We start from the raw sequence: 26,361 nt of genomic DNA, 5'->3' as shown, positions 1-26,361 counted from the left end.
CCGACCCCGCTTGCGACACCCGCACCGCTGCCGTCCGCCACGCCCGCGCCCATCGCCACGCCGGTGCCCAGCGCGCCGCCCTTCGTGCCGGTCGCACCCCCGACGCCGGCTGCCGCCGCGCCCGGCACGGTGGCGCCCGAGGCGAATGCGATGCGCGAGGAGCGGGCGCCGATGTGGCCGTGGTTGCTTGGCACGGCGGTGATCGCGCTGGCTGCCGGGATATGGCTGGGTCGTCACGGTGCGCGGCCCCGTGCACTGCCGGCGCCCGTCGCCGAACCGGTGCGGCCTGCGCCCGTACCGCCGAAGCCGGCGTCGCCTCCTCCCGCTCCACCTGCGCCGGTCGCACCCTTGCCGCCGCCGATCCCGCCGGCGCCGATCGCGATTGCCGTTCGACCGCAGCGCGTCGGGCTCAACATGCTCAGCGCAACCGCCGAGGCGGAGGTGACGCTGACCAATAACGGTGCGGTGACGATCGAACGCGTGATACTCGATGCGCGGTTGATGAGCGCGCATCAGGGTCTGGATGCCGAACTGGCGGCACTGTCGCCGCTGCCGCGTCCCAGCGTGCCGCCCTTCGCGCTGGCACCGGGCGAGAGCCGCACCGTCCGTACGGTGACTGCGCTTGCCCGTGATGCGATCCATGTCATCACCGCCGCCGACCGGCCGATGTTCGTTCCCGTGCTGGCGATCGTGGCGCGGGCAGGGGGTGGCGTCGCCCGGCAAAGCTTCGCACTGGGTATCGAACGCGCGGACTCGGCCAAGCTGTCGCCGATCTGGCTGGATGGGCAGAACCGGATGTACGATCAGGTCGGCGTACGGCCGCATCCCGGGGCGATGGGGTGATTCGGTCAGCCCCCCGGCCTCCAGCGCGGGGGAAGTCCCGCATGGGCAATGGCTTGGCGACGGCACTTGCAAACAATCTGCTGCACTGCCCAGACTGTCGCCATGAACGGACCGATCCTTCGCCGCATGGCGCTGTTCGGCATGGCCGGCAGCGCAGCCATTTTCGCTATCCGCTTGCTCGGAGCTTCGGCCGCGCCGCCAGCATCTCCGCGGTAGGACGGTGCTTCGCCTGACAGGCAGGTGATCCGCGCCCGTTTGTTGGCGGCGCTGCCTTATGAGCTAGGGGCGGGGCTGGCCCGTGATCGTGGGAAACGATGAGGACCTTCGCGCCATCGCCGACCAGTTCAGCATCGACGATCCGACCCTTCCGGGTGGGCCGGCCCCTGGCACGCCGCCGCCGCCGTCGCCAGCCGAGATCCTGAAGACCGCGGAGGGGCTGCACATGCCGCAGGACCTGTCCAAATGGTCCGGTGCGGTGGCGGAAGAGGATTTGCGCGCACCCGAGAGCGTGTGGCCGGCGAACGTTTCAGGCGGCGATGACGGCACCGGGCTGACGGTCGCGACGGACGTGCTGACCAATAAGCCTTATGAACGCGTGCATATCCTGCTGATCCCGGCGCGCCATGGCTGGGAGGTGCCGGCCTATCTACGGTACGGCAACTGGAATGCCTGTCCGCCCGCGGAATATCACGTCGCGATGCTGCGTGACTGGCACGCGCGATATGGCGCGGAGCTTGTCGGGCTGAACGGCGATACGATGAATGTGCAGGTCGCGCGCCAGCCGCGTGATCGCGCCGCAGCCCTGGCGTTGGCGCGCGAGCAGTATCGATATTGCCCGGACGTGATCGAGCAGGGCGTGGAAAGTGTTTCCGCGCTTGCCGCCGGGCTGATGCACGAAAAATGGTGGTTCTTCTGGTGGGATTGATCGCGGCTTTCGGACAAGAAAAAGGGCGGCATCCCCGTGGGGAGCCGCCCTTTTTCCTGGATCAAGCCGTCATGGACATGTCCATGACGCCCGACGGGCCTTTGCCCGCCGGCCGGCCTCGGGATCGGGGCAGCGTGCTGCCTCGATGCCTGCGGCTTACTTGAGCTCGACGGTCGCGCCGGCTTCCTCGAGCTGCTTCTTGATCTTCTCGGCTTCGTCCTTGGCGATGCCTTCCTTGACCGGCTTCGGAGCACCCTCGACGAGCGCCTTGGCTTCGGTCAGGCCGAGACCGGTGATCGCGCGGACCTCCTTGATGACGTTGATCTTCTTGCCACCGTCGCCGGTGAGGATCACGTCGAACTCGGTCTTCTCTTCAGCGGCCGGAGCCGCTGCGCCACCACCGGCGGCCGGCGCTGCAACCGCTGCTGCGGCCGAGACGCCCCACTTCTCTTCGAGCAGCTTCGAGAGCTCGGCGGCCTCGAGAACGGTCAGCTCGCTCAGCTGGTCAACCAGCGCGTTCAGGTCTGCCATGTGTATTCTCCGATATGGGCCGACATGAAGGTTCGGCCCGATAGTGTCAGTTCAAGTCGGTTTCGCCCGAAGATCAGGCGGCTTCCTTGTCCTTGTCGGCATAGGCCGCGAGGACGCGGGCGATCTGCGCCGCGGGAGCCTGGGTGATCGTCGCCAGCTTCGTGGCGGGTGCCACGATGAGGCCGACAATCTTCGCCCGGAGCTCGTCCAGCGAGGGCAGCGTCGCCAGCGCCTGCACGCCTGCAACGTCGAGGACGTTCGCGCCCATCGATCCGCCGACGATCTCGAACTTGTCGGTCGTCTTGGCGAACTCCACGGCCACCTTTGCGGCAGCCACGGGGTCGATCGAGGAGGCAATGCCGACGGGGCCCGTCAGCATGTCCGAGACACCGGCATAGTCGGTGTCCTGGAGCGCGATCTTGGCAAGCCGGTTCTTCGAGACCTTGTAGACGGCGCCGGCTTCACGCATCTTCGTACGCAGGGTCGTCGACTGGGCGACGGTCATGCCGAGGTTGCGGGTGATGACCACCACGCCGACCTCGTTGAAGGTACGGTTCAGTTCGGCGACGGCCTGGGTCTTTTGATCACGATCCATGCCATTCTCCACATTCTGGAAGCGCCGCAAGCGGCCCTTCCGGTTACAAACCGGACGGTGAAACACCCTCCGGGGTGTCCAGCGATGGGGGCATGGGAACCGACGCGGACGAAACCGCGGCAGACCGGCGGGCACAAGCGGCCGAGCCGGTGAAATCCTAGTCCCCGTCTCGGCAGGAGATTAAGCCGGGCATATTCCCGACACCTGCTGTCTTGGACGGAACCCGACGCGAACGCCGGGTGCGTGGGGGCGCTTATACGAATCGGTGGATAAGTCAATCGCCGGGGGGCGGGTTGAGGGGGGTGGAAGACGGTTTGTTCGCGCGGAGACGCAGAGGCGTTGCGCTTCGGGGGGCTCGCTTGCGTCCCCCATTGGCCTGGAAATGGTTCACGCGAAGACGCGAAGGCGCGAAGAGGGTGCGCGAGCCGAAGGCTCCCTGCGACCATCGGTGGCGCCTTGTCTTCCGGCCGACAGGTCGCGCTCGGGGCGCGGCAGGCGAAACCTCTCCGCGTCTCCGCGCGAACAAACCTTCTTCTCAACTCACCTTCTTCTTAACTCTTCGCGTCTTCGCGCCTTCGCGTGAACTCAGATCTTCGCCATCGCCGCCGCGTGCGTGCGGATGATTGCGAGCGTGGAGGCATCGGTGTCGAACACGCCGTACCAGCCCTGCGGCTCGTGCGGCGGGTCGCCCATATAGGCGAGGTCGCCGCGCTGGAACCGGTAGTCGGGATGGGCCGCGCGCGCCTCGCCGTTCCAGGCCCAGAAGTTGGAGCCGGCGAGTGGGCCGCCGGCCTTCGCATCCGCCTCGACCGCAGCGAAGATCTGGCGGTAGAAGCGATCCTTGTAGCTGGTCGGCACGCGGGGATCATAGGCGTCGGCGCCGTCGCGGGGATAGCCGAACTCCTCGATTACGAGCGGCTTGCCAAGGGCACGCGCGATGCGGATGTGCGCCGCGATATAGTCCGCCACCTTGGCCGCACCGGCATCATAGGTACCGGCCAGATTGCCTGCGTCCATCCAGCTCCAATTGTTGGGCCAGATATGCGTGGTGAGATAGTCGATCGCGGGCGAGCGATGCGCCTCCAGCACGATGTTCTCGCGCTCCATCGAGCCCTTCAGTCCTTCCGAGCCGGTGCACACCAGTTGCCGCGGCGCCAGTCCCTTGATGTAGCGCGCGGTGCCGTCGATCCAGCGATAGAAATTGGGCAGGTTGGGGATCGCCACGGCGTCCGACCCGCCGGGTCGCGGCTCGTTGGCGAGTTGCCATGCCATGATCGTCGGGTCGGCTGCATAGGCGGTGCCCGTCACGCTGTTCGTCCGGCCGACGACCGCGCGGATATAGTCGCGGTACAGGCTTTGCGCCTGTTCGTTGGCGTAGAAGGCGGCGTTGCGGTTCGGAAATTCCGGCCAGGGATGGGCCGGATCGTTCATGTCGATATAATTGCCGCCATTGACCCAGTAGAGATAGGTCATCATGCCGCCCGACCATTCCCAGAAGTTGGTCAGATAGACGACCGCGGTCATGTCGCGCTTGGCCATTTCGGCCAGCGTCCAGTCCAGCCCCTTGAGCAGATCCTCGTTGTAATTGGCGCTGCGATCGCGAAATCCGGGCGTTACCGAGTTCTTCAACGGCGACAATTCGCCCGAGCCGGCGATGCGCAGGTTGCGGATGCCGAGCGCCTGTAGCCGATCCAGTTCGCGGGTCAGCCGTGCACGATCGCCATAGGATGTTGCCGCGCCGAGCCATGGTGCATACCAGAGATTGGCGCCGGCATAGCGATAGGGTCGGCCGTCGCGCATGAAATGCAGCCCCTCAACCGTGACGAAGCGGTCGCCGGCGCTGCCGCGGCCCGGCCCGACACCGCCTGCGCATCCCGCGACCAACACGGCGCCGCCGGCGACCAGCGCACGCCGGCTGATCATCTGCCTCTGCATCCTCAATCCCCTTGTTCGCTCAATCCTGGCGTCGCGCCTTCGCTAAGGGCAACCGGCTGATGCGTAAAGAGAGCGCTCTCATCGCCACGACCGCGGCTGTCATCATGTCGTCACGGCGATGTCATCGCGGCGACGCCGAAGTGCAGCCGTGCTGCCTTTTTGGCAGGCCAAAGGGGCGCGGCACGTCGCGGGCATGAGCGCGGCGATTTCCGGGGGATTTCAATGACCGATCCGATGCAGCCCGTCGCCTATGACGACGGGGATATCGATACCAACCCGACGGCCAATCCGCATCTGAACGACATCATCGCCACGCGCCTGTCGCGTCGCGCGACGCTGCGTCACGGCGTGTCCGCGATGACGGCGGCGTTCTTCGGGGGCGCGCTGCTCGCGGGTTGCGACGAGGAGGATAACGAGGCCGTCACCGCGACCGCGTCGGGCCCGAACGCCGTGACCGGCGGCCGGATGGTGATGCTGACCGGTGCGGTGACCAGCGGGACGCTGTCCAACGCCGCATGGATCCAGACCAGTGGTCCGGCGGTCGCGCTGACCAACGCCAATTCGCTCAACGCCAGCTTCCGCGCGCCCGCGGTCGCCGCCGCGACGCCGCTCGGCTTCCGCCTTGAGACGACCAGTGGCGACGGGGTCACCACCAACACGGCCGTCACGGTGACGGTCAACCCGATCGCGCTCGACTTCACCGCGGTGCCCAAGAGCCTGGCGGACGTCGTGGCGGTGCCGGCGGGCTATAACGTCACCGTGCTGTACCGGCTGGGCGATCCGCTGGCCGCCGGCGTGTCGGCCTATGCCAATAACGGTACCGACTCCAATTTCGCGCAGCGCGCGGGCGATCATCACGACGGCATGAGCTATTTCGGCCTGGCCGCCGCCGGCACCGCGCCGAGCGCCAGCAACAGCACGCGCGGCCTGCTGGTGATGAACCATGAGAACATCACCGAGAGCTATCTCCACCCCAACGGTCCCACCGGCCTGAGCGCGGGCAGCGTGCGTCCGACCGCCGAGGTGCTGAAGGAGATGGAATGCCACGGCGTCAGCGTGGTCGAGGTCACGCGGGGAAGCGCGGGCTGGTCCTATGTGCAGGGGAGCAGCCTCAATCGCCGCATCACCCCGTTCACGCCGACCAGCTTCTCCGGCCCGGTGGCGGGCAACGCGCTGCTGTTCACCGCCTTCTCGCCGAACGGCACGGCCGGTCGCGGCACGATCAACAACTGCGCCAACGGCATGATGCCGTGGATGACCTATTGCACCGCCGAAGAAAATTGGGCGGGCTATTTCCGCCGTGATGCAGGCGATAATGCGCGGCGCACTGCTGCGGTTGGCGCCAAGTCGATTACGGCATTCAAACGCTATGGCCTCGACACGGTGAACAACCGCGACGTCACTGACGGTGCTCGCATCGGCAACTACAACTGGACCAGCGCCGCGGCGCCGGCGGCGGGCGATACGCGGATCGCCAAGTTCAACGCGACGGTGGACGCCAGCAAGGCCGCGAACGGCACCGGCGATTATCGCAACGAGCCCAATCAATATGGCTGGATCGTCGAGATCGATCCGTTCGATCCGAACTCCACGCCCCGCAAGCGCACGGCGCTGGGCCGGATGAACCATGAAGGTGTCTGCCCCGGCCGGATGATCGCCGGGGTGAAGCCCGCCTTCTACATGGGCGACGACGCGCAGGGCGAATATATCTACAAGTTCGTGTCGAACACCGCCTGGGCCGCGGCGGATGCGACGGCGGCGAACCGCCTGGCGGTCGGCGACAAGTATCTGGACGCCGGCACGCTGTATGTCGCGCGCTTCAATGCGGATGGTTCGGGCCAGTGGCTGCCCCTGGTGTTCGGGCAGGGGGTGCTGACCCCGACCGGCTATCCGACCTACGCCTTTGCCGATCAGGCCGATGTGCTGACGCACTGCCGCCTTGCCGCCGATGCGGTGGGCGCGACGCGGATGGATCGTCCGGAATGGACCGCGGTGAATCCGGCCACCGGCGAAATGTACTGCACGCTGACCAACAACTCGTCGCGTCGTCCGACCGGTGCCAATGCGGTCGATGCGGCGAACCCGCGCGCCTATGTCGATACCAAGGTGACCGGCGGCAGCAGCACCGGCAACGTCAACGGCCATGTCATCCGCCTGCGCGAGACGAACGACTCGACCGAGGCGACCGGCTTCACCTGGGATGTCTTTGCCTTCGGTGCCGAGGCCGGTGCGGATGCGGCGAACATCAACCTGTCGGGCCTGGATGCGACGAACGACTTCTCGTCGCCGGACGGCCTGTGGTTCAGCGAACCGACCAACACCGCCGGTCAGGCGACACCGGTGATGTGGATCCAGACCGACGACGGCGCCTATACGGACGTCACCAACTGCATGATGCTGGCGGCGATCCCGGGCCGGGTGGGTGACGGTTCGACCAAGTCGGTGACCAGCACCGTACAGGGTGCCAGCGCCACGGTGCAGGCCCGCGTCGGCAAGGCGCCGGGTGCGTCGCTCAAGCGCTTCCTGGTGGGGCCGAAGGGCTGCGAGATCACCGGCATCACCTCCTCGCCGGACGGCACCTCGCTGTTCGTGAACATCCAGCATCCCGGTGAGGGCGGCGATCCGCAGAACATCACCAGCAACTGGCCGGCGAACCAGACGGGCACCGCTGCGGCCGGTGTTCGCCCACGCTCGGCGACGATCGTCATCACCAAGGCCGATGGCGGGATCGTGGGGATCTGATAACCCGACGGGCCCTCTCTCCGAACAGCAGGGGGGAGGGCCTAAAGGAAAGGCCCGCTTCCTTTGCAGGGAGCGGGCCTTTTTCGTGTTCGGGGGGTCAGGCGCTCAGCGGAACTTGCCGCTGAGCGTGACGCCGATGATCCGCGGTTCGTTGAACACGGCGGCCATGTAGTTCTCGATCACGCCCTTCAGGTTCTTCTCGTTGGTGATGTTGCGTGCGAACACCGCGATCTGCCAGTCGTCGTTGGGTGCGGCATAGCCGACCTGCAGGCCACCTTCGAAGTTGCCGTTCGCATTGAACTCTTTCGTCTTGTACAAGACGAAGTTGGTGAAGCCCTGGATATTCCAGTCGGTCGAGATGAAGATCTTGCTGTCGTCGGCCAGCGGCACGTCGTAGCGCGCCGCGAGGTTGACGTTGTATTCCGGCGCGTTGGGCAGCGGGTTGCCGTCGATCTGCGCCAGCACGGCGGGGGCGCCGAAGATGGTGCGGGTGATCGTCGGGTCCTGCACGGTGCACACGACCTGTCCGTTCAGCGCGCACACCTGGGCATAGACGCGGCTGTCGCGAATTTCCGAATGCAGCAGGCTGACGCCCGCCGACAGCGCCAGGTTGCGCACCGGCAGCCACTGCGCATCGGCCTCCAGCCCGTAGGCCACCGCCTTGTCCGCGTTGAACAACACGCCGTTGCCGTCGGCATCGTTGCCGTTCAACTGGATGTCGCTGACCCGGTAGGCGAAGGCCGACGCGTTCAGGCGCAGGGTGTTGCCGAACAGGTTGCTCTTGAAGCCCGTCTCGAACGACAGGTTCTTTTCCGAGTCCGCCGTGGTGAAGTCGGAGTTGAACACGGCAGAGCGCCCCTGGATCGTCGGGCCGCGGAAGCCACGTGCGGCGCGGACATAGACCGACAGGTCCGGGTTCACCTGATACAGGGCGGACAGGTCCCAGCTCGGCTGCGTGTCCGAAAGGCTGACATCGGTACGGCCGCGATAGACGACGCCGCCATCCGGGCGGCCCGGCGCCTTGACCAGGCGGGTCCGCTTGCTGTCCTCGCTGATCCGGCCACCGGCGGTGATCGTCAGGTCGGGCACCACTTCGTAGCTGACCTGGCCGAACACGCCCCACGACGTGTTGGTATTGCGCAGGCGCACCCAGTTGTCGGGATTGTTGGTGTTGGGATTGCCGGGCTGGAGCGGGTTATAGGCCGGCAGCAGCAGGAAGCGGCGCTGGTAGAAGTCCGTTGTGTCGCGGCTGTCGAAATAGATGCCGCCGACCTGCCAGCGGAACGGACCGGTGCCGTTGGAGGCAAGGCGCACCTCCTGCGTCCACTGGTCGAGATCACGGACCCGGCCGAGGCTCAGGCCATAGCCGTTGGCAACGCCGTTGACCGGGAAATTCGCCGCCGCACCGCCGTCCGTGTCGCCGGCGCTGAAGCCGCTGGTCCGCTCATAGGCGGTGATCGAGGTCAGCGACGCCGCACCCATATCCCAGTTCGCGCGCAGCGAGGCGCCTTGCGTTTCATAGGATTGCGGATTGTCGCGCCCTTCGTCCAGCGCGATGCGGTCGCGCGGCTCCTTTGACACGTCGTTCGACCCACGCTTCAGCGCGGCCCGGTGAAACACCGTCGACGTGCCGTCATACCAGCGCGCATGGCCGGACAGGTCGAAGGAGAGCCGGTCGGTCGGGGTGAAGGCGAGTTGCAGGCGCACGTCGCGTTCGGTGAAGCCGCCCATGGCGTTTTTGCGCGGGGTGAGGGTGCCGTCGAGGCTGGGGCCGGCATAGGTGTTGTCGATCCAGTCGTCGCGGTGCTGTATCAGCGCGGAGGCGCGGAAGGCGAGCACGTCCCTGATGATCGGGCCGCCGACGCCCGCGTCGAGGTGCATGGTGTTGTACGAGCCGATCGAGGCGGTGGCGCGGCTCTGAAAGGTCTGGGTCGGCTTGATCGTGTCGATCTTGATGATGCCGGCGGTCGTGTTGCGACCGAAGAGCGAGCCTTGCGGACCGCGCAGCACCTCGACCTGCGCCACGTCGAACGCCGGATTCGACTTCAGCACGACATGTTCCAGCACGACATCGTCCTGGATCACCGACACGGGCTGCGACGCGCCCAGGTAGAAGTCGATATTGCCGAGGCCGCGAATGTAGAAACGCGGGAAGATGCGACCCGTCGTCGTCTCGGCATACAGGCCTGGTACGCGACCGGACAGCGCCAGGATGTCCTCGCCGCCGGTCTGGAAGCTGCGCAGATCGGCGCCGCCGACGACCGCGACCGACACCGGCACGCGGTTCAGGCTTTCGGAGCGCCGCTCGGCGGTGACGGTGATGTCCTCGAGGCCCTCGGCGGCAGGCTGGGTATCAGCTGCGCTGGTGGCGGTATCTGCGGTCTGGGCCGCGGCCGGCACGATCGCCAGCACGCCCAGCGCCGAACCCAGCAGGGCGGCGCGCTTGATCCACGATGTCATGATGGTCTGCAATTCCCACGCTCGGGCCCGCCTCCCCGGCGGAGCCCCTTTGATGTGTCCCGGTGCTTCGGGCCGCTAGAACTGCTTTATGGCGTTTGCGTGACAGAGGTGATGCGAGCGTGCAACACTCGGCGCAAATGGCGCCGCCACTACAGGCATCGGGCGAGATCGGCGCGGCTATGGCGCGCCAGTGGCCGACGGCGCCGCCGGTGCGCCGGCCAGCTGGGCGCGCCACGCTGCGAGCGAGGCGGCAGGCGCATCGGGACGCAGCGGCGCTGCGCGACCCTTGCGGAGTCTGGCGCGGTCGCGTTCGGGTGGATCGACGCGGCGGACGCGGACGGAGGCGATACCGCGTCCCTCTATGCCCAGTTGGCGTGCCGCCCCGCGGCTGAGATCGATGATGCGCCCGCGCACGAACGGGCCGCGATCGTTGATCCGGACGAGGATGGTGCGCCCGGTATCCAGCGCAGTCACCTCGACATAGCTGGGCAGCGGCAGGGTGGTGTGCGCGCCCGCGATCGCCTTTACCCGGAAGCGTTCGCCATTGGCGGTCTGATGACCGGATTCGTTGCCGTACCAGCCGGCCAAGCCAAGCATGTCGTAATTCGGTTCGGCGGCGGGCGTGTAGGTGACGCCGCGAACCGTATAGGGGCGGCCGATCTTGACCGGAGTGTCAACGGCAGGGCGATAGTGGGTGGTGCTGCACGCGGCAGCGGCCGTGAGCAGGGGGAGGGCAAAGAGCGTTCTGGGGAAGGGCAAGCGGTCGGCTCCTGAGGGGGCGGCGCCGGGTTTAGCGTTGATAGACGAGCGTGCCAGCTTTTTGGGGTGGACGTTTTCGTATCAGCGTTGCGCTGCCTGGATGCCCTTCACCTTGCCATCGCGTGTGCGCCGGGCTTCTTCTTCCCGGCGGGGGGAGGGGGTATTTGGCCGGCAGACGCGCCTCAGGGGCTGGCAGGCGATGCCGGGGGTGGAGCAGGTCTGTTTGCCGTTCAGCGTCCAGCAGGCGCGGCAGATCTGGCGGGTGTCGGTGCAGATGGGCGTGGTGCCGAGCAGCGCGAGGGTCAGCAGGATCATGGGTGCCAGCGTCCGCCTTTCGACAGGAGCGGTCAACAACGAAAAACGCCTGTGCGGAGGGGTCCCCGCACAGGCGTTTCCGTGTCGGATCGGTAAACCGAACGAGGGCTTAGGCGCCCGCGATCTCGGCCACGTCCACCTTGATGCCGGCGCCCATCGTGGACGACACGGCGACCTTGCGGACATACTTGCCCTTGGCGCCCGACGGCTTGGCCTTGATGACCGCATCGACCAGCGCGTCGAAGTTCGCGCGCAGGTCCTCGGCCGGGAAGCTCGCCTTGCCGATGCCCGAGTGGATGATGCCGGCCTTCTCGACGCGGTACTCGACCTGACCGCTCTTGGCGGCCTTCACGGCGTCCGCGACGTTCATCGTCACCGTGCCCAGCTTCGGGTTCGGCATCAGGCCCTTGGGACCCAGCACCTTACCCAGGCGACCGACGATGCCCATCATGTCCGGGGTGGCGATGCAGCGATCGAAATCGATGGTGCCGCCCTGGATGGTTTCCATCAGGTCCTCGGCGCCGACGACGTCCGCACCGGCCGCCTTGGCTTCCTCGGCCTTGGCACCGCGGGCGAACACGCCGACGCGCACTGTCTTGCCGGTGCCCTTGGGCAGGTTCACCACGCCGCGGACCATCTGGTCGGCGTGACGCGGATCGACACCCAGGTTCAGCGCGATCTCGATGGTCTCGTCGAACTTCGAAGTTGCACCCGACTTGGCGAGGTTGATCGCCTCGTCGATGGCGTGCAGCTTCTCGCGGTCGACCGTGATCGCCTTCTGCTTCTTGGTCAGCTTGGCCATGTTATCAGCCCTCCACCACTTCGAGGCCCATCGCGCGGGCGGAGCCTTCGATGATCTTGGTCGCAGCCTCGATGTCGTTGGCGTTCAGGTCCTTCATCTTGGTCTGGGCGATCTCGGCGAGCTTGGAGCGCGCGATCTTGCCCGCCGACACCTTGCCCGGCTCCTTCGAGCCCGACTTCAGGTTGGCGGCCTTCTTGATGAGGTAGGTGGCCGGCGCCGTCTTCGTCTCGAACGAGAACGAACGGTCCGCATAGACGGTGATGACGGTGGGCAGCGGGGTGCCCTTCTCGACGTCGCCGGTCTGCGCGTTGAACGCCTTGCAGAATTCCATGATGTTCACGCCGCGCTGACCCAGCGCCGGGCCGATCGGCGGCGAGGGGTTTGCGGAGCCCGCAGGCACCTGCAGCTTGATATAACCGGTAATCTTTTTTGCCATGTCACTCTCGTTTCGAGTCTAGCGGTACTGGCGGGCGAGGGCCTTCGCCCCGCGCCCTCCCGCGGATTTCCGTCGCTGTCGCTTGGGAAGGCGCGCGCATAGCCGAACGGGGGGCGGAACGCAATGCTGGTGCTGCTTGCCTGGGCGGGGGCGGTAGAGACGTATTTCACGCGAAGACGCGGAGGAGGTTCTCGCGCGGAGATGGTGTGCGAGCCGAAGGCTTCTTCGATATCGGACGAGGCTTGTCTCCCGGTCGACTGGTCAGGAAAGGCTCAGCCGACCGGCCCATCTTTGCGCCTTCGCGTCTTCGCGTGAACAACCCCGCCTGGGGATGTGATCGGGAGGCGCGTCAGAGGCTCCGTCCAGCGGCTTCCTGTATTTCAAAGGCGTGTGAGCGGACCTGTTGCGACAACCGGGCCGGTGGGGACGGGCCCCGGCGCGCCGCCCGGCGGTTCGAGCGAGATGGCCAGAACGGCGCCGGGCACCAGCCGGGCGCGGTCGGCGCTGGCGATCGTGATCCTGGCTTCGGGGGTGCGGGCCAGAACGGCGAGGGCATGAGGGATGCCGTCCGCTCCGATCGCCCATAGCTGCGCACTGCGGTTCGCTGGCGCTATGTCGGCGCCGGACAGGCGGAGCATGCCGGTATCGGGCTCGTAAAGCGCCGGCAGGGGGGCGGCGGGAGCCGCCGGGTCGGCGGCCGGCACGATGGCGGCGATCAGCGGCGCCGTGGCCGTGCGCGCCGGAGGTGGGGGGGGCGCATGTCGGGGCAGCACGAGCATCAGGGCGAGAACGGCTGCGACACCGGCAAGGGCGACCGTCGCGACGCGCCACCAGGGGGCGACGCCGCGTACCGGATCCGGGGCGCGACTGGCCGATGGCCCATGGGGCGTGGTCGATGCCATGACCCGCGCTTCCAGCCCCGGTGGTGGCTCGACGGCGGGCAACCAGGCGACGAGGCCCGCCAGCGTCTGGCGCCACCATGCCACTTGCGCCGCGAAATCGCGGTCAGTGAGCGCGCGGCGCGTGGCCGCCGCGCGTTCGTCGCCATTCAGCAGATCCAGTGCCAGATCGGCGGCAGTCATGTCGGGATCGACGGGGTCAGTGGTCGCCATCGAGACAGGTCCTCAAGCGCGCGAGCCCACGATGTACCCAGCTTTTCACCGTGCCCAGCGGCAGCGTCAGCCGGTGAGCGATTTCCGGATAGCGGACGCCATCGAAAAAGGCGATGCGGATCGCCTCGCGCTGGCGCGTCTCCAGCGTGCCCAGACATGCCTGGAGGCGGGCGACCGTTTCCTCGTCCACAAGCCGGTCGACAGGGGCTTGCGCCGGATCGGGCAGGGCCAGCGCCGCATCGTCGATCGGGTCGGCGGGATGGCGCGTGCGCCCGCGCTGCCAGTCGATGGCGCGGTTGCGGGCGATCGTGGCGAGCCAGGTGATCGGGCTGGCCCGGCCGGGCTCGAATGCGCCGGCCCGTCTCCAGACGATGACATAGACATCGTGCAACACATCCTCCGCATCCTGACGATCACCACAGATACGAAGGCAAATGCCGAACAGCTTCGCGGAAGTAAGACGATAGACGGTGCGAAAGGCTTCGCGATCCTCGTGACCGGTTGCGACCAGTGCCTCCACCAGACGCGCGCGTGCCGACGCCGCGTGATCCTGCCGATCTGCTGCCACGCGGGGCAGGCTAGGCGCGATACACTTCACCGGCAAGATACGTCAGCGTACTCAAAAGGCATTTTCGTTCAGACCGATGGGGGAGGTCGATGCCGATCGATGCAGGATCACCCCGTGAGCAGATGATCGGCCGCTGTTCGGGAAATGGGGATTGTCACGTCGTCTGTGCCGGTCGTTTGCCCCGGAACAGCCGGGCAGGCTCTTCTCCCCGATATTGCCCGCGCATCCGCTTTATGGCATGATGGCAGCGGCCGGGAGACCCCGGATACAGGTGGCCCCCGGCTCCTTTTGGAGAGGATAGGCCATGACCACGATCAAATCCGTCGGACATCATACCGCCGTCGCCGCGGCAGGCGCAGCCGTGCTGGTGAGTGTTATGTTCTTTGCGCGCTTTGCGGCAGATGCGGTGATCTACGCATCCGAAATGCTGATGCGATAAGGCCGCATCGCCGCAGATACGAAAAAGGCCGAGGTGCGGTCGCCCGCGCCCCGGCCCGTCATGCCAGCCCGAATGAGCGGCCGTCTGCTTATTTGGAGCGTTCGACCTGTTCGAAATCGAGTTCGACCGGCGTCGCGCGGCCGAAGATCGACACGGACACCTTGACCTTCGACTTGTCGAAATCCAGTTCCTCGACCACGCCGTTGAAGCTGGCGAAGGGACCCTCCAGCACCTTGACCGCGTCGCCGATCTCGTAATCGACCTTGATCTTGTGCTTCGGCGCGGCCGCTGCCTCCTCCTTGGAGTTCAGCATGCGCGTGGCTTCGCTCTCGCTGATCGCCTGCGGCTTGCCGCTGGAGCCGAGAAAGCCGGTGACCTTGGGCGTGTTCTTGACGAGGTGATAGACCTGATCGGTCATGTCGAGCTTGGCAAGGACGTAGCCGGGCATGAACTTGCGCTCGACCGCGATCTTCTTGCCGCGACGCGCCTCGGTCACCGTTTCGGTCGGGACCTCGATCTGCTCGACCAGTTGCTCCAGCCCCATGCGGGCCGCTTCGGCCATGATCGAGTCGCGGACCTTGCCCTCGAACCCGGAATAGGCGTGAATGATGTACCAGCGCGCCATCGGCGTGACCTTTACTGAGCGAGGCTGAGCAGGGCGCGGACGAGCGCTTCGAAGAACGAATCGACGCCCAGGAAGAAGATCGCGAGGATCGTCGTCATGATGACGACCATGACGCCGGTCATCACGGTCTCGCGCCGGGACGGCCAAACGACCTTCTTGGTCTCGGCCTTGACCTGGTTGATGAACTCGATCGGAGTCGTCTTTGCCACGGTTGCTCGCACCCTTGGATGGAGATGACGACGGAGGCGTGAAGCCCCGACCGCCGCCCCGTCGGAGCAAGCGGGCGGATACCACCACCGCTGTCGGATGAAGCACGGATGTAGCCGCGCCTTGGATCAGGCGCAAGGGGGCTGGCGGGGCGCGCGTGCCGGACCCGCCTTCAGGCGCTTGCGGTCAGTGCCCGTAGCGCTTGATGCCGCGGCGGCGCAGCTTGTCCCGATGCCGCTTGCGAAGGGTGGCGACGACAAAGGGCGCGCCCAGCACGACGATGCCACCGATGATGCCGTAGGCGACGATTTCGCGCGTAATCTCGAACATGGTTAGCGTCTTTTGCAGGCGACAATCATCTTGTCATCCCAAAAAGGCATGCAAAGCTGTTGTAATTCGCTCAACGACACCGTGCATGCGCGATGCACGTCCGGCGGATTGCCCATCGATGTCGGAGAAAATGGCAGGAGTGGAGGGACTCGAACCCACGGCCCTCGGTTTTGGAGACCGATGCTCTACCAACTGAGCTACACTCCTAGCCTGCGGCGGCCCTTAGCCGGCGTTTGGGGGCAGGGCAAGCGGTGCTTTTCGCTGGAGGATCAAATATTCGGTGCCGAGCCGTGGGTGCGGTCCCGGCCCCGGGTGGCGGTGCCGTTGACGCTAATCGCGCAACTGCGTATAGGCGCCGCTGCTCGAAGGAGGATTCTCCGGAAGGCAAGCTTGAACATTGCTGGATGCATTTATGGGCCTGGACGGTGGTGAAAAGCCGGCCGTCGCCCCTTTTTGTATTCCTATGTGCTGTGAAGGCTCCAGCAAAGTAACCCTAGATGAGGTGAAGGCTTCAATGCCCACGATCAACCAGCTGGTCCGCAAGGGCCGCGAACCGCAGAAGGCCAAGTCCAAGGTCCCTGCGATGGAGCAGAACCCGCAGAAGCGCGGCGTCTGCACCCGCGTGTACACGACGACCCCGAAGAAGCCGAACTCGGCTTTGCGCAAGGTGGCCAAGGTCCGCCTGACCAACAGCCGCGAAGTCATCAGCTACATTCCGGGCGAAGGCCACAACCTGCAGGAGCACTCGGTGGTGCTCATCCGCGGCGGCCGTGTGCGCGATCTTCCCGGCGTTCGTTACCACGTCCTGCGCGGCGTGCTCGATACGCAGGGCGTCAAGGATCGTCGTCAGTCCCGCTCCAAGTACGGCGCGAAGCGTCCGAAGTAAGCCGGTCGGGCCCGTGCAAACGGGCATCTGGACCATCCAAGGCTGAAGATTTGTAAGGAAATACGAGAATGGCTCGTCGTCGTCGTCCCGAAAAGCGGGAAATCCTGCCCGATCCCGTATACGGGGATCAGGTCCTGTCGAAGTTCATGAATTCGGTCATGCTGGACGGCAAGAAGTCCGTCGCGGAGCTGATCGTCTACAGCGCACTGGAAACCGTCGAGACCCGCGCCAAGCGCGAGCCGCTGGGCGTGTTCCACGATGCGCTGAACAACATCAAGCCGGGCATCGAGGTCCGGTCGCGCCGCGTCGGCGGTGCGACCTACCAGGTGCCGGTCGAGGTGCGCCCCGAGCGCGCCCAGGCGCTGGCGATCCGCTGGCTGATCTCGGCCGCGCGTGCGCGTTCGGAGAACACCATGTCGGCGCGCCTGTCGGGCGAGCTGATGGACGCCGCGAACAATCGCGGCAATGCGGTCAAGAAGCGCGAGGACACGCACCGCATGGCGGAAGCGAACCGCGCATTCAGCCACTACCGCTGGTAAAACGGTCGGTGCCGGCGGTCTTCCGCTGGTAACGCATGCTACCTATATGAGGGGAGCCGGGCCGACCGGCTCCCCCGCACGCTTGAGGAAGATCGATCATGGCCCGCAGCCATCCGCTCGACAGATATCGCAACATCGGCATCATGGCCCACATCGATGCCGGCAAGACGACCACGACCGAGCGCATTCTTTATTACACCGGCAAGTCCTACAAGATCGGCGAAGTGCATGAAGGCACGGCGACGATGGACTGGATGGAGCAGGAGCAGGAGCGCGGCATCACCATCACGTCGGCCGCGACGACCTGTTTCTGGAGTGCTGACGAGGGCAAGGGCCTCGAGCATCGCATCAACATCATCGACACGCCCGGCCACGTCGACTTCACGATCGAAGTCGAGCGTTCGCTGCGCGTCCTCGACGGTGCGGTCGCGTGCTTCGACGGCGTCGCCGGCGTCGAGCCGCAGTCCGAAACCGTGTGGCGTCAGGCCGACAAGTACGGCGTGCCGCGCATGTGCTTCGTCAACAAGCTCGACCGCACCGGCGCCGACTTCTATTTCTGCGTCAACTCGATCATCGAGCGCCTCGGCGCGCGTCCGGCGGTGCTGTATCTGCCGATCGGCATCGAGGGCGGCTTCAAGGGCCTGGTCGACCTGGTCGAGAACCGCGCGATCATCTGGCTCGAAGAGAGCCTGGGCGCGAAGTTCGTCTATCAGGACATCCCCGAGGACATGGCGGAAAAGGCCGCCAAGTACCGCAGCGACCTGATCGAGATGGCCGTTGAGCAGGATGACGCCCTCATGGAGGCGTATCTGGAAGGCAACGAGCCGTCGGTCGCCGATCTTAAGAAGCTGATCCGCAAGGGTACGCTGGAGATGGCGTTCGTGCCGGTCGTTTGCGGTTCGGCGTTCAAGAACAAGGGTGTTCAGCCGCTGCTCGACGCAGTGGTCGACTATCTGCCGTCGCCGCTCGACGTGCCGGCGATCAAGGGCGTGAAGCTCGACGGCGAAACGCCGGACGAGCGTCCTTCGTCGGACAGCGAGCCGTTCTCGGCGCTGGCGTTCAAGATCATGAACGACCCGTTCGTCGGTACGCTGACCTTCGCACGCATCTATTCGGGCAAGCTCGAATCCGCCTCGACCGTCCAGAACTCGGTCAAGGACAAGAAGGAAAAGGTCGGCCGCATGCTGCTGATGCATGCGAACAGCCGTGAGGACATCCAGGAAGCGTTCGCCGGCGACATCGTCGCGCTGGCGGGCCTGAAGGACACCACCACGGGTGACACGCTGTGTGCGCAGTCGGCGCCGATCATCCTGGAGCGGATGGAGTTCCCCGAGCCCGTGATCGAGCTGTCGGTGGAGCCGAAGACCAAGGCCGACCAGGAGAAGATGGGCGTCGCGCTCAATCGTCTCGCACGCGAGGATCCGTCGTTCCGCGTGTCGTCGGACGCCGAGTCCGGCCAGACCATCATCAAGGGGATGGGCGAGCTCCACCTCGAGATCCTGGTCGACCGCATGAAGCGCGAGTTCAAGGTCGAGGCCAATGTCGGCGCGCCGCAGGTGGCGTACCGCGAATACCTCAAGAAGCCGGTCGACATCGACTACACGCACAAGAAGCAGTCGGGTGGTACCGGCCAGTTCGGCCGCGTGAAGGTGAAGCTGTCGCCGGGCGAGCGCGGCAGCGGCTTCGTCTTCAAGGACGAGATCAAGGGCGGCAATATTCCCAAGGAATATATCCCCGCGATCGAGAAGGGCTTCCGTGAGACGGCGGAAACCGGATCGCTGGTCGGCTTCCCGATCATCGACTTCGAGGTGCTGCTGTATGACGGCGCCTACCACGACGTCGACTCATCGGCGCTGGCGTTCGAAATCTGTGCCCGCGGCGCCATGCGCGAAGCGGCCCAGAAGTCGGGCATCACGCTGCTCGAGCCGGTCATGAAGGTCGAGGTCGTCACCCCGGAGGACTATCTGGGCGACGTCATCGGCGACATGAACAGCCGTCGTGGCCAGATCCAGGGCACCGACACGCGCGGCAACGCGCAGACGGTCGAGGCGATGGTCCCGCTGGCGAACATGTTCGGCTATGTGAACGCGCTCCGCTCGTTCACCCAGGGCCGCGCGCAGTACAGCATGCAGTTCTCGCACTATGACGAAGTTCCGCAGAACGTTGCGGACGAGGTCAAGGCGAAGCTGGCGTAACGGCTCCTGGTGCGGGGGCGGGCGGGCAACCGGAGCGTCCCCCGCGCAGGGCTGGCATTCGTTGCAAACACCCGCTATGTGGCCGCGTTCGCGTGGCCCCGTCGGCGGCACCGAATTCGAATCAGAAGGTAGGAAAATGGCAAAGGCAAAATTCGAGCGGACCAAGCCGCACCTCAACATCGGCACCATCGGCCACGTCGACCACGGCAAGACCTCGCTGACGGCCGCGATCACCAAGGTGCTGGCCGACAACGTCGCGGGCAACGCGGCGGTTGATTTCGCCAACATCGACAAGGCTCCGGAAGAGCGCGAGCGCGGCATCACCATCTCGACCGCGCACGTCGAGTATGAGACGAACTCGCGCCACTATGCGCACGTCGACTGCCCGGGCCACGCCGACTATGTGAAGAACATGATCACCGGCGCGGCGCAGATGGACGGCGCGATCCTGGTCGTGTCGGCTACCGACGGCCCGATGCCGCAGACCCGCGAGCACATCCTGCTCGCCCGTCAGGTCGGCGTGCCGGCGATGGTCGTGTTCATGAACAAGGTTGACCTGGTCGACGACGAGGAAATCCTGGAGCTGGTCGAACTGGAAGTTCGCGAGCTGCTGTCCTCGTACGAGTTCCCTGGCGACGACATCCCCGTCATCAAGGGTTCGGCGACCTGCGCGCTTTCGGGTTCGAACGACAAGTTCGGCAAGGAAGCCGTGCTGGAGCTGATGCAGGCGGTTGACGACTACATCCCGCAGCCGGAGCGTCCGCTGGACAAGCCGTTCATGATGCCGATCGAGGACGTGTTCTCGATCTCGGGTCGTGGTACGGTGGTGACCGGCCGCGTCGAGACCGGTGTGGTCAAGGTCGGTGAGGAAGTCGAGATCGTCGGCATCCACCCGAACGTCCGCAAGACCACCGTCACGGGCGTGGAAATGTTCCGCAAGCTGCTCGACCAGGGCCAGGCTGGCGACAATGTCGGCGCGCTGATCCGCGGCGTGGCTCGCGACGAAGTCGAGCGTGGCCAGGTGCTCTGCAAGCCGGGCTCGATCAAGCCGCACACCGACTTCCAGTCGGAAGTGTACGTGCTGTCGAAGGACGAAGGTGGCCGTCACACGCCGTTCTTCGGCAACTATCGTCCGCAGTTCTACTTCCGTACCACGGACGTGACCGGCACTGTCGAGCTGCCCGAGGGCACCGAGATGGTGATGCCGGGCGACAACGTCGCGCTGGGCATCAAGCTCATCGCGCCGATCGCCATGGACGTCGGCCAGCGCTTCACCATCCGCGAGGGTGGTCGGACCGTCGGCGCCGGTGTCGTCAGCGGCATCAGCAAGTAATCTCCTGACCGAAAGGTCGTGAGAAGGATCGGCCGGCTCCGGACACGGAGCCGGCCTTTTCCTTTTGCAAGGGGTGCAGGACCGGGAACCTTTTCCACGCTGATGCGATGCGAAGAGGGTTGCCACCTTCGGGTGGTCGGGATATAGGCGCCTTTCTTGAGTGAATCGGCCGCTCTGGGAAACCGGAGTGGCCGTTCGCTTTTAGTGAGAGCATCGTCGGTATCGCCGGCGATGCCGCAACAACCAGAGTTCGTTTCGGAGCGTTTCATCGGCTTCATCGCTTGTCCCGGTCACCGATCGGGGTCCGCTTGTCGGGTGGTCGGATAAACCGACGCAAGGGATAGGGTCGAAGCTGCGTTCCCGCTCTTTCGCATCGGTAGGGATCATGGACAGCAATATCCGCATTCGTCTGAAGGCGTTCGACCATCGCGTGCTCGATCAGGCGACCGGCGACATCGCCGACACCGCACGCCGTACCGGCGCGCTCATCCGCGGTCCGATCCCGCTTCCCACGCGCATCGAGAAGTTCACGGTCAACCGTGGCCCGCACGTCGACAAGAAGTCGCGCGAGCAGTTCGAGGTGCGTACCTACAAGCGGATGCTCGATATCGTGCAGCCGACCCCGCAGACCGTTGACGCGCTGATGAAGCTCGATCTCGCTGCGGGTGTTGATGTTGAGATCAAGCTGGCGTAAAGCGCCCGCTTCCTGCGGTTGACGTTCTCGTCCCGCGGGCCTTTCGCGTATTCCGGGGTTCGCCCTGATCTGCGCGGTACAAGGGATACCGCCCGGCGGTTCGGCTTCGGCCGAAAGGGTGCCGGGGACAGCGTCCCCCGTCTGATCGGCCATGCGCCGATCGCCAGCCCGGGACGGGGGCTCGTTTCGATTTATCCGGGCTGGATATGCCCCCCTTGAATGGTTCTTGGGGGCCTCTGTCGAGGAAGGAACAGGATCATGCGTACCGGCGTGATCGCGAAGAAGATGGGGATGACCCGCCTGTTCCAGGACGATGGTCGGCACGTGCCGGTTACCGTTCTGGCGCTTGAAGGCGTACAGGTCGTCGCCCGCCGCGAGATGGATCGTGACGGCTACACTGCCGTCCAGCTTGGTGCAGGTGTCGCCAAGGCTAAGAATGTCGCCAAGCCGCAGCGCGGCCATTTCGGCAAGGCCGAAGTGGAGCCCAAGGCTATCGTTGCCGAGTTCCGCGTGAACGAGGACGGTCTGCTCGACGTGGGCGCCGAGATCGGTGCCGACCACTTCGTTGCCGGCCAGATGGTCGACATCCAGGGTCGTACGCAGGGCAAGGGCTTTGCCGGTGCGATGAAGCGCTGGAACTTCGGCGGTCTGCGCGCCACGCACGGCGTGTCCGTCTCGCACCGTTCGCATGGTTCTACCGGTAATCGCCAGGATCCGGGTCGCGTCTTCAAGAACAAGAAGATGGCCGGCCACATGGGCGACAAGAACCGCACGCAGCAGAACCTGGAAATCGTGTCGACCGACGTCGAGCGCGGCCTGATCTTCGTCAAGGGCTCGGTGCCCGGATCGAAGGGTGGCTGGCTGATCGTCAAGGACGCGGTGAAGGTTGCGCGCCATGCGGACGCCCCGTTCCCGGCCGCGCTGAAGAGCGTTGCCGCCAACAATACCGCTTCTGCCGAGCCCGCTCCGGAAGCCACCGATGGCCAGGAGGGCTAAGTCGTGAAGGTCAAGGTTTCATCCTTTGCCGGCACCGACGCCGCGGACATCGAGCTCAACGACGAGGTCTTCGGCCTCGATCCGCGTGCCGACATCCTGCACCGCGTCGTGACCTGGCAGCTTGAGAAGCGTCGCGCCACTGCGCGCGGCACCCGCGAGCGTGCGGACGTCGCCCGTTCGGGCAAGAAGCTCGGTCGCCAGAAGGGCGGCGGTGTGGCACGTCACGGCGATCGCCGCGCTCCCGTCTTCATCGGCGGTGGTAAGGCTCACGGTGCCCGTGTTCGCGACTTCGATCCGTCGCTTAACAAGAAGATCCGCGCGCTGGGCCTGAAGATGGCGCTGTCGAGCCACGCAAAGGCCGGCTCGCTGGTCGTGATGGACTCGCTGTCGGTCGAGGGCAACAAGACGAAGACGCTGATCGGCGACATCGCCAAGCTCGGCTTCGGCAAGTCCGCGCTGGTCATCGATGGCGATGCCGTCGAGACGTCGTTCGCGCTGGCCGCAGGCAACCTGAAGGACATCAACGTCCTCCCGGCCGCCGGCGCCAATGTCTACGACATCCTGAAGCATGACACGCTGGTGCTGACGCGCGCTGCTGTCGAGAAGCTGGAGGCCCGTTTCCATGGCTAAGCAGCAGAAGGCGATCGACAACCGTCATTACGACGTGATCGTCGCGCCGCACATCACCGAGAAGGCGACGCTGCTCTCCGAGCACAACGCCGTCGTGTTCAAGGTCGCCGGTGACGCGACCAAGCCGCAGATCAAGGCTGCCGTCGAGGCTCTCTTCGACGTCACCGTGACGGGCGTGAACACGATCGTCCAGAAGGGCAAGACCAAGAAGTGGAAGGGCGCTCCGTACCAGCGCTCCGACATGAAGAAGGCGATCGTGACGCTGAAGGACGGCCAGTCCATCGACGTGACGACGGGGGTCCAGGGCTAATGGCACTCAAGCAATATAATCCGACGAGCCCGGCCCGCCGCGGCCTGATCCTCGTCGACCGTTCGGCGCTCTGGAAGGGCGCGCCGGTAAAGTCGCTGACCGAAGGCAAGCGCAAGACCGGTGGCCGCAACAACAAGGGCCATGTGACGTCGCGCGGCATCGCGGGCGGTCACAAGCAGCGCTATCGCTATGTCGACTTCAAGCGCCGCCGCTGGGACGTTGAGGGCACCGTGGAGCGGATCGAATATGATCCCAACCGCACCGCCTTCATCGCGCTGGTCAATTATGGCACCGACGAGGCTGGCAAGGCCGATGTCGCGTACATCATCGCGCCGCAGCGCCTGGGCGTGGGCGACAAGGTGATCGCCGGCAAGAAGACCGACGTGAAGCCAGGCAACGCGATGGAGCTGGGCCAGATGCCCGTCGGCACCATCGTCCACAACGTGGAGATGAAGCCGGGCAAGGGTGGCCAGATCGCCCGTTCGGCCGGCACGTACGTGCAGGTCGTTGGCCGTGACCGCGGCATGGTTATCGTCCGACTGAACTCGGGCGAGCAGCGCTACATCCGTGGCGAGTGCATGGCGACGGTGGGCGCGGTGTCGAACCCCGACAACGCCAACCAGAACCTGGCGAAGGCGGGGCGTAACCGCTGGCTCGGCCGCCGCCCGCTGACGCGCGGTGTTGCGAAGAACCCGGTCGACCACCCGCACGGCGGTGGTGAAGGCCGGACCTCGGGCGGCCGTCACCCGGTAACCCCGTGGGGCAAGCCGACCAAGGGTGCGCGCACCCGGCACAACAAGGCGACGGACAAGATGATCATCCGTAGCCGTCACGCGAAGAAGAAGGGCTAAGCGATGGCTCGTTCCGTATGGAAGGGTCCTTTCGTGGACCTCCACCTCCTGAAGAAGGCCGAGACCGCGCAGGACGCGTCCGGCCGCTCGGGTCCGATCAAGACCTGGTCGCGCCGCTCGACGATCCTCCCGTCGTTCGTCGGCCTGACCTTCAATGTCTATAACGGCCGCAAGTTCGTTCCCGTCTCGGTGAACGAGGACATGGTCGGCATGAAGCTCGGCGAGTTTGCGCCCACGCGCTACTTCCCCGGTCACGCTGCCGACAAGAAGGGTAAGCGCTGATGTCGAAGCCCGCATCCCCCCGCAAGGTCGGCGAGAAGGAAGCTCTGTCGGTCGGCACGCAGATCCGTGGTTCGGCGCAGAAGCTGAACCTGGTCGCGGGCCTGATCCGTGGCCGCAAGGCCGGTGACGCGCTGAACATCCTGACCTTCTCGAAGAAGGCCATGGCGGTCGACGCGCGCAAGGTGCTGGCGTCCGCCATCGCCAATGCCGAGAACAACCACAACCTCGACGTCGACGCGCTCGTCGTCGCCGAGGCGTCGGTTGGCAAGTCGATCACCATGAAGCGCTTCGCGACCCGCGGCCGTGGCAAGTCCACCCGCATCCTGAAGCCGTTCAGCCGTCTGCGCATCGTCGTGCGCGAGCAGGAAGAAGCCTAATGGGTCATAAGAGCAACCCGATCGGTCTGCGCCTGCAGATCAACCGCACCTGGGACAGCCGCTGGTTCGCGGAAGGCCAGGACTATGGTCGCCTGCTGCTGGAGGATCTGAAGATCCGCCAGTACATCATGAAGACGCTGCCCCAGGCCGCGATCTCCAAGGTGGTGATCGAGCGTCCGGCCAAGCTGTGCCGCATCTCGATCTTTGCGGCACGCCCCGGCGTGATCATCGGCAAGAAGGGCTCGGACATCGAGAAGCTGCGCAAGCAGATCGGCTCGATGACCTCGTCCGACGTGTCGCTGAACATCGTCGAGATCCGCAAGCCAGAGATCGACGCCAAGCTCGTTGCGCAGGGCATCGCCGATCAGCTGGAACGCCGTATCGCGTTCCGCCGTGCGATGAAGCGCGCGGTGCAGTCGGCGATGCGCCTGGGTGCCGACGGCATCCGCGTCGCCTGCGGCGGTCGTCTCGGCGGTGCGGAAATCGCCCGCTCCGAGAGCTACCGCGAGGGTCGCGTGCCGCTTCACACGCTGCGCGCGAACATGGACTATGCCGAGGCGCAGGCACACACCGCTTACGGTGTGTGCGGCGTCAAGGTCTGGGTGTTCAAGGGCGAGATCCTGGGTCACGACCCGATGGCGCAGGACCGGCTGATGATGGAGGCTCAGACCTCCGGCGTCCGTCCGGCCCGCGACGATCGTCGCTAAGGAATAGATGAGATGCTGCAACCGAAGCGCACCAAATTCCGCAAGGCCTTCAAGGGCCGCATTCACGGCGACGCCAAGGGTGGCACGAGCCTGAACTTCGGCGCCTATGGTCTGAAGGCCATGGAGCCGGAGCGGATCACCGCCCGTCAGATCGAGGCGGCTCGCCGCGCGATCACCCGTCACATCAAGCGCCAAGGGCGTTTGTGGATCCGTATCTTCCCGGATGTGCCGGTTTCGTCGAAGCCCGCCGAAGTCCGCATGGGATCGGGTAAGGGTTCGCCCGAGTTCTGGGCGGCCCGCGTCAAGCCCGGCCGGATCCTGTTCGAGCTGGACGGCGTCGAAGGCAAGATCGCAGCGGAGGCTTTCGAGCGCGCCGCGATGAAGCTGCCGATCAAGACCAAGGTCGTTGCCCGTCTGGGCGACACCTCGCACCTCGGAGGCGAGTAATGGCCAAGACCGACTATAACGCGCAGAGCGACGACCAGCTCGTCGAGGCGCTGGGCAACCTGAAGCGCGAGCAGTTCAACCTGCGCTTCCAGGCGGCGACCAGCCAGCTGGAGAAGTCCAGCCGCGTGAAGGAAGTCCGTCGCGACATCGCGCGGATCAAGACCCTGCAGGCGCAGCGCAACGCTGCGGCTGCCAAGTAAGGACCGAGACACATGCCGAAGCGCGTGCTGACCGGGGTGATCGTCTCGGACAAGACCGACAAGACGGTTGTTGTCAACGTAGAGCGGAAGGTTCGCCATCCGCTGTACGGCAAGATCATCCGTCGGTCGAAGAAGTATCATGCCCATGACGAGGGCAACGAGTTCAAGGCCGGTGAGACGGTGCGCATCGAAGAGACCGCGCCGATCTCGAAGCTGAAGACCTGGAAGGTGATCGAGCGGGTGAACACCCACGCGACGCCGGAGCGGGCCTCGGCAGAGGGCTGATACGG

The 26,361-nt window shown here is 65.6% G+C and carries 32 protein-coding genes and 1 tRNA gene; 19 read left to right on the top strand and 14 right to left on the bottom strand.

What is annotated here, in order from left to right; all coding sequences use genetic code 11:
- A partial coding sequence (locus OXR08_RS08150; protein WP_267349261.1) for a hypothetical protein occupies positions 1–843 on the top strand: 843 nt, incomplete at its 5' end.
- A 298-nt stretch (positions 844–1,141) separates the two neighbouring features.
- Positions 1,142–1,768 carry a DUF4253 domain-containing protein gene (locus tag OXR08_RS08145; protein ID WP_267349260.1) on the top strand — a complete coding sequence of 209 codons (627 nt, stop codon included), beginning with the start codon at positions 1,142–1,144 and terminating at the stop codon, positions 1,766–1,768.
- Between the two features lie 156 nt (positions 1,769–1,924).
- Here OXR08_RS08145 and rplL read toward each other — a convergent pair whose 3' ends face one another.
- From rplL to OXR08_RS08130, 3 genes are all read right to left on the bottom strand, one after another.
- Positions 1,925–2,299, bottom strand: coding sequence for a 50S ribosomal protein L7/L12 (rplL, locus tag OXR08_RS08140; RefSeq protein ID WP_112381169.1), 375 nt, complete (start codon positions 2,297–2,299; stop codon positions 1,925–1,927).
- Positions 2,300–2,372: 73 nt separating this feature from the next.
- Positions 2,373–2,894, bottom strand: coding sequence for a 50S ribosomal protein L10 (rplJ, locus tag OXR08_RS08135; protein ID WP_112381736.1), 522 nt, complete (start codon positions 2,892–2,894; stop codon positions 2,373–2,375).
- 585 nt (positions 2,895–3,479) lie between these two features.
- Positions 3,480–4,829, bottom strand: coding sequence for a mannanase (locus tag OXR08_RS08130; RefSeq protein WP_267349259.1), 1,350 nt, complete (start codon positions 4,827–4,829; stop codon positions 3,480–3,482).
- Positions 4,830–5,051: 222 nt separating this feature from the next.
- Between OXR08_RS08130 and OXR08_RS08125 the strand changes: the two genes are divergently transcribed.
- Positions 5,052–7,571: an alkaline phosphatase PhoX gene (locus tag OXR08_RS08125; RefSeq protein ID WP_267349258.1), complete on the top strand. Its 2,520-nt coding sequence runs from the start codon at positions 5,052–5,054 to the stop codon at positions 7,569–7,571.
- A 105-nt stretch (positions 7,572–7,676) separates the two neighbouring features.
- On the opposite strand, the gene OXR08_RS08120 is transcribed toward OXR08_RS08125, so the two are convergent.
- The 7 genes from OXR08_RS08120 to OXR08_RS08090 all read right to left on the bottom strand — a co-directional run bounded on the left by OXR08_RS08120 (position 7,677) and on the right by OXR08_RS08090 (position 14,023).
- A complete protein-coding gene (locus OXR08_RS08120; protein WP_267349257.1) occupies positions 7,677–10,031 on the bottom strand; it encodes a TonB-dependent receptor in 2,355 nt (784 codons plus the stop codon).
- Positions 10,032–10,208: 177 nt separating this feature from the next.
- On the bottom strand, positions 10,209–10,757 hold the full coding sequence (locus OXR08_RS08115; protein ID WP_267349263.1) for a septal ring lytic transglycosylase RlpA family protein: 549 nt from the start codon (positions 10,755–10,757) through the stop codon (positions 10,209–10,211).
- A 114-nt stretch (positions 10,758–10,871) separates the two neighbouring features.
- On the bottom strand, positions 10,872–11,105 hold the full coding sequence (locus tag OXR08_RS08110) for a hypothetical protein (RefSeq protein WP_267349256.1): 234 nt from the start codon (positions 11,103–11,105) through the stop codon (positions 10,872–10,874).
- Positions 11,106–11,214: 109 nt separating this feature from the next.
- Positions 11,215–11,907, bottom strand: coding sequence for a 50S ribosomal protein L1 (gene rplA, locus OXR08_RS08105; RefSeq protein ID WP_112381163.1), 693 nt, complete (start codon positions 11,905–11,907; stop codon positions 11,215–11,217).
- A 4-nt stretch (positions 11,908–11,911) separates the two neighbouring features.
- A complete protein-coding gene (gene rplK, locus OXR08_RS08100; RefSeq protein ID WP_112381162.1) occupies positions 11,912–12,343 on the bottom strand; it encodes a 50S ribosomal protein L11 in 432 nt (143 codons plus the stop codon).
- A 380-nt stretch (positions 12,344–12,723) separates the two neighbouring features.
- The gene (locus OXR08_RS08095) at positions 12,724–13,455 is read right to left on the bottom strand and encodes an anti-sigma factor (protein ID WP_267349254.1); all 732 of its coding nucleotides are present in this window, start codon (positions 13,453–13,455) and stop codon (positions 12,724–12,726) included.
- Entirely contained in the window at positions 13,442–14,023 is a 582-nt protein-coding gene (locus OXR08_RS08090) for a sigma-70 family RNA polymerase sigma factor (RefSeq protein WP_267349252.1), read from the bottom strand. The genes OXR08_RS08095 and OXR08_RS08090 overlap by 14 nt, the downstream gene beginning before the upstream one ends.
- A 304-nt stretch (positions 14,024–14,327) precedes the next feature.
- Between OXR08_RS08090 and OXR08_RS08085 the strand changes: the two genes are divergently transcribed.
- Complete coding sequence (locus OXR08_RS08085) at positions 14,328–14,462, top strand: hypothetical protein (RefSeq protein ID WP_260173173.1); 135 nt, start codon at positions 14,328–14,330, stop codon at positions 14,460–14,462.
- A gap of 88 nt (positions 14,463–14,550) precedes the next feature.
- Here the strand turns inward: OXR08_RS08085 and nusG are convergent, their stop codons facing one another.
- The 4 genes from nusG to OXR08_RS08065 form a co-directional block, all read right to left on the bottom strand.
- Complete coding sequence (nusG, locus tag OXR08_RS08080) at positions 14,551–15,087, bottom strand: transcription termination/antitermination protein NusG (protein ID WP_112381160.1); 537 nt, start codon at positions 15,085–15,087, stop codon at positions 14,551–14,553.
- An 11-nt stretch (positions 15,088–15,098) separates the two neighbouring features.
- Positions 15,099–15,296, bottom strand: a complete 198-nt coding sequence (gene secE, locus OXR08_RS08075; RefSeq protein ID WP_112381159.1) for a preprotein translocase subunit SecE — start codon at positions 15,294–15,296, stop codon at positions 15,099–15,101.
- 184 nt (positions 15,297–15,480) lie between these two features.
- A complete protein-coding gene (locus OXR08_RS08070) occupies positions 15,481–15,624 on the bottom strand; it encodes a hypothetical protein (protein WP_162843967.1) in 144 nt (47 codons plus the stop codon).
- A 131-nt stretch (positions 15,625–15,755) separates the two neighbouring features.
- Positions 15,756–15,831 (bottom strand) — tRNA-Trp (locus tag OXR08_RS08065).
- Between the two features lie 307 nt (positions 15,832–16,138).
- Here OXR08_RS08065 and rpsL point away from each other — a divergent pair.
- From rpsL to rpsQ, 15 genes are all read left to right on the top strand, one after another.
- Complete coding sequence (gene rpsL / locus OXR08_RS08060; protein ID WP_112381158.1) at positions 16,139–16,510, top strand: 30S ribosomal protein S12; 372 nt, start codon at positions 16,139–16,141, stop codon at positions 16,508–16,510.
- Between the two features lie 68 nt (positions 16,511–16,578).
- Positions 16,579–17,049 carry a 30S ribosomal protein S7 gene (rpsG, locus tag OXR08_RS08055; RefSeq protein ID WP_112381157.1) on the top strand — a complete coding sequence of 157 codons (471 nt, stop codon included), beginning with the start codon at positions 16,579–16,581 and terminating at the stop codon, positions 17,047–17,049.
- Between the two features lie 98 nt (positions 17,050–17,147).
- Complete coding sequence (gene fusA, locus OXR08_RS08050; protein WP_112381156.1) at positions 17,148–19,244, top strand: elongation factor G; 2,097 nt, start codon at positions 17,148–17,150, stop codon at positions 19,242–19,244.
- Between the two features lie 136 nt (positions 19,245–19,380).
- Positions 19,381–20,577: an elongation factor Tu gene (gene tuf / locus OXR08_RS08045; protein ID WP_112381155.1), complete on the top strand. Its 1,197-nt coding sequence runs from the start codon at positions 19,381–19,383 to the stop codon at positions 20,575–20,577.
- Positions 20,578–20,962: 385 nt separating this feature from the next.
- A complete protein-coding gene (gene rpsJ / locus OXR08_RS08040; protein WP_066776796.1) occupies positions 20,963–21,271 on the top strand; it encodes a 30S ribosomal protein S10 in 309 nt (102 codons plus the stop codon).
- Positions 21,272–21,529: 258 nt separating this feature from the next.
- On the top strand, positions 21,530–22,267 hold the full coding sequence (gene rplC, locus OXR08_RS08035) for a 50S ribosomal protein L3 (protein WP_112381154.1): 738 nt from the start codon (positions 21,530–21,532) through the stop codon (positions 22,265–22,267).
- 3 nt (positions 22,268–22,270) lie between these two features.
- Entirely contained in the window at positions 22,271–22,897 is a 627-nt protein-coding gene (gene rplD / locus OXR08_RS08030; protein WP_112381153.1) for a 50S ribosomal protein L4, read from the top strand.
- A complete protein-coding gene (locus OXR08_RS08025) occupies positions 22,890–23,207 on the top strand; it encodes a 50S ribosomal protein L23 (protein ID WP_112381152.1) in 318 nt (105 codons plus the stop codon). Before rplD ends, OXR08_RS08025 begins: the two co-directional genes overlap by 8 nt.
- Positions 23,207–24,058 carry a 50S ribosomal protein L2 gene (gene rplB / locus OXR08_RS08020; protein ID WP_267349240.1) on the top strand — a complete coding sequence of 284 codons (852 nt, stop codon included), beginning with the start codon at positions 23,207–23,209 and terminating at the stop codon, positions 24,056–24,058. The genes OXR08_RS08025 and rplB overlap by 1 nt, the downstream gene beginning before the upstream one ends.
- A 3-nt stretch (positions 24,059–24,061) precedes the next feature.
- Positions 24,062–24,340 carry a 30S ribosomal protein S19 gene (rpsS, locus tag OXR08_RS08015; RefSeq protein WP_112381150.1) on the top strand — a complete coding sequence of 93 codons (279 nt, stop codon included), beginning with the start codon at positions 24,062–24,064 and terminating at the stop codon, positions 24,338–24,340.
- The gene (rplV, locus tag OXR08_RS08010; RefSeq protein ID WP_112381149.1) at positions 24,340–24,717 is read left to right on the top strand and encodes a 50S ribosomal protein L22; all 378 of its coding nucleotides are present in this window, start codon (positions 24,340–24,342) and stop codon (positions 24,715–24,717) included. Before rpsS ends, rplV begins: the two co-directional genes overlap by 1 nt.
- A complete protein-coding gene (rpsC, locus tag OXR08_RS08005; RefSeq protein WP_112381148.1) occupies positions 24,717–25,424 on the top strand; it encodes a 30S ribosomal protein S3 in 708 nt (235 codons plus the stop codon). The genes rplV and rpsC overlap by 1 nt, the downstream gene beginning before the upstream one ends.
- 12 nt (positions 25,425–25,436) lie before the next feature.
- A complete protein-coding gene (gene rplP, locus OXR08_RS08000; protein WP_055845527.1) occupies positions 25,437–25,871 on the top strand; it encodes a 50S ribosomal protein L16 in 435 nt (144 codons plus the stop codon).
- Positions 25,871–26,071 (top strand): 50S ribosomal protein L29, encoded by a 201-nt coding sequence (rpmC, locus tag OXR08_RS07995; RefSeq protein ID WP_267349235.1) that lies wholly within the window; start codon positions 25,871–25,873, stop codon positions 26,069–26,071. Before rplP ends, rpmC begins: the two co-directional genes overlap by 1 nt.
- Before the next feature lie 12 nt (positions 26,072–26,083).
- Positions 26,084–26,356 carry a 30S ribosomal protein S17 gene (rpsQ, locus tag OXR08_RS07990; protein WP_112381146.1) on the top strand — a complete coding sequence of 91 codons (273 nt, stop codon included), beginning with the start codon at positions 26,084–26,086 and terminating at the stop codon, positions 26,354–26,356.
- Positions 26,357–26,361: the final 5 nt, after the last annotated feature.

The sequence above is a fragment of the Sphingomonas sp. GM_Shp_2 genome (genome assembly GCF_026540875.1).
Lineage (GTDB): Bacteria > Pseudomonadota > Alphaproteobacteria > Sphingomonadales > Sphingomonadaceae > Sphingomonas > Sphingomonas carotinifaciens.
Note: the sequence above shows the minus strand (reverse complement) of the source record. Positions and strands in the feature narration are given on the sequence as shown.

What these genes read in the sequence shown, in the direction of transcription:
- fusA (WP_112381156.1), top strand. Translation starts at nt 17,148, where the DNA reads ATGGCCCGCAGCCATCCGCTCGACAGATATCGCAACATCGGCATCATG.
- rplA (WP_112381163.1), bottom strand. Translation starts at nt 11,907, where the DNA reads ATGGCCAAGCTGACCAAGAAGCAGAAGGCGATCACGGTCGACCGCGAG.
- rplV (WP_112381149.1), top strand. Translation starts at nt 24,340, where the DNA reads ATGTCGAAGCCCGCATCCCCCCGCAAGGTCGGCGAGAAGGAAGCTCTG.
- OXR08_RS08095 (WP_267349254.1), bottom strand. Translation starts at nt 13,455, where the DNA reads ATGGCGACCACTGACCCCGTCGATCCCGACATGACTGCCGCCGATCTG.
- rpsL (WP_112381158.1), top strand. Translation starts at nt 16,139, where the DNA reads ATGCCCACGATCAACCAGCTGGTCCGCAAGGGCCGCGAACCGCAGAAG.
- OXR08_RS08025 (WP_112381152.1), top strand. Translation starts at nt 22,890, where the DNA reads ATGGCTAAGCAGCAGAAGGCGATCGACAACCGTCATTACGACGTGATC.
- OXR08_RS08130 (WP_267349259.1), bottom strand. Translation starts at nt 4,829, where the DNA reads ATGCAGAGGCAGATGATCAGCCGGCGTGCGCTGGTCGCCGGCGGCGCC.
- OXR08_RS08110 (WP_267349256.1), bottom strand. Translation starts at nt 11,105, where the DNA reads ATGATCCTGCTGACCCTCGCGCTGCTCGGCACCACGCCCATCTGCACC.
- rpsG (WP_112381157.1), top strand. Translation starts at nt 16,579, where the DNA reads ATGGCTCGTCGTCGTCGTCCCGAAAAGCGGGAAATCCTGCCCGATCCC.
- rpsC (WP_112381148.1), top strand. Translation starts at nt 24,717, where the DNA reads ATGGGTCATAAGAGCAACCCGATCGGTCTGCGCCTGCAGATCAACCGC.
- rplJ (WP_112381736.1), bottom strand. Translation starts at nt 2,894, where the DNA reads ATGGATCGTGATCAAAAGACCCAGGCCGTCGCCGAACTGAACCGTACC.
- OXR08_RS08125 (WP_267349258.1), top strand. Translation starts at nt 5,052, where the DNA reads ATGACCGATCCGATGCAGCCCGTCGCCTATGACGACGGGGATATCGAT.
- rplP (WP_055845527.1), top strand. Translation starts at nt 25,437, where the DNA reads ATGCTGCAACCGAAGCGCACCAAATTCCGCAAGGCCTTCAAGGGCCGC.
- rplK (WP_112381162.1), bottom strand. Translation starts at nt 12,343, where the DNA reads ATGGCAAAAAAGATTACCGGTTATATCAAGCTGCAGGTGCCTGCGGGC.
- OXR08_RS08120 (WP_267349257.1), bottom strand. Translation starts at nt 10,031, where the DNA reads ATGACATCGTGGATCAAGCGCGCCGCCCTGCTGGGTTCGGCGCTGGGC.
- rpsQ (WP_112381146.1), top strand. Translation starts at nt 26,084, where the DNA reads ATGCCGAAGCGCGTGCTGACCGGGGTGATCGTCTCGGACAAGACCGAC.
- rpmC (WP_267349235.1), top strand. Translation starts at nt 25,871, where the DNA reads ATGGCCAAGACCGACTATAACGCGCAGAGCGACGACCAGCTCGTCGAG.
- OXR08_RS08085 (WP_260173173.1), top strand. Translation starts at nt 14,328, where the DNA reads ATGACCACGATCAAATCCGTCGGACATCATACCGCCGTCGCCGCGGCA.
- rpsS (WP_112381150.1), top strand. Translation starts at nt 24,062, where the DNA reads ATGGCTCGTTCCGTATGGAAGGGTCCTTTCGTGGACCTCCACCTCCTG.
- rpsJ (WP_066776796.1), top strand. Translation starts at nt 20,963, where the DNA reads ATGGACAGCAATATCCGCATTCGTCTGAAGGCGTTCGACCATCGCGTG.
- rplB (WP_267349240.1), top strand. Translation starts at nt 23,207, where the DNA reads ATGGCACTCAAGCAATATAATCCGACGAGCCCGGCCCGCCGCGGCCTG.
- rplL (WP_112381169.1), bottom strand. Translation starts at nt 2,299, where the DNA reads ATGGCAGACCTGAACGCGCTGGTTGACCAGCTGAGCGAGCTGACCGTT.
- tuf (WP_112381155.1), top strand. Translation starts at nt 19,381, where the DNA reads ATGGCAAAGGCAAAATTCGAGCGGACCAAGCCGCACCTCAACATCGGC.
- nusG (WP_112381160.1), bottom strand. Translation starts at nt 15,087, where the DNA reads ATGGCGCGCTGGTACATCATTCACGCCTATTCCGGGTTCGAGGGCAAG.
- rplC (WP_112381154.1), top strand. Translation starts at nt 21,530, where the DNA reads ATGCGTACCGGCGTGATCGCGAAGAAGATGGGGATGACCCGCCTGTTC.
- OXR08_RS08070 (WP_162843967.1), bottom strand. Translation starts at nt 15,624, where the DNA reads ATGTTCGAGATTACGCGCGAAATCGTCGCCTACGGCATCATCGGTGGC.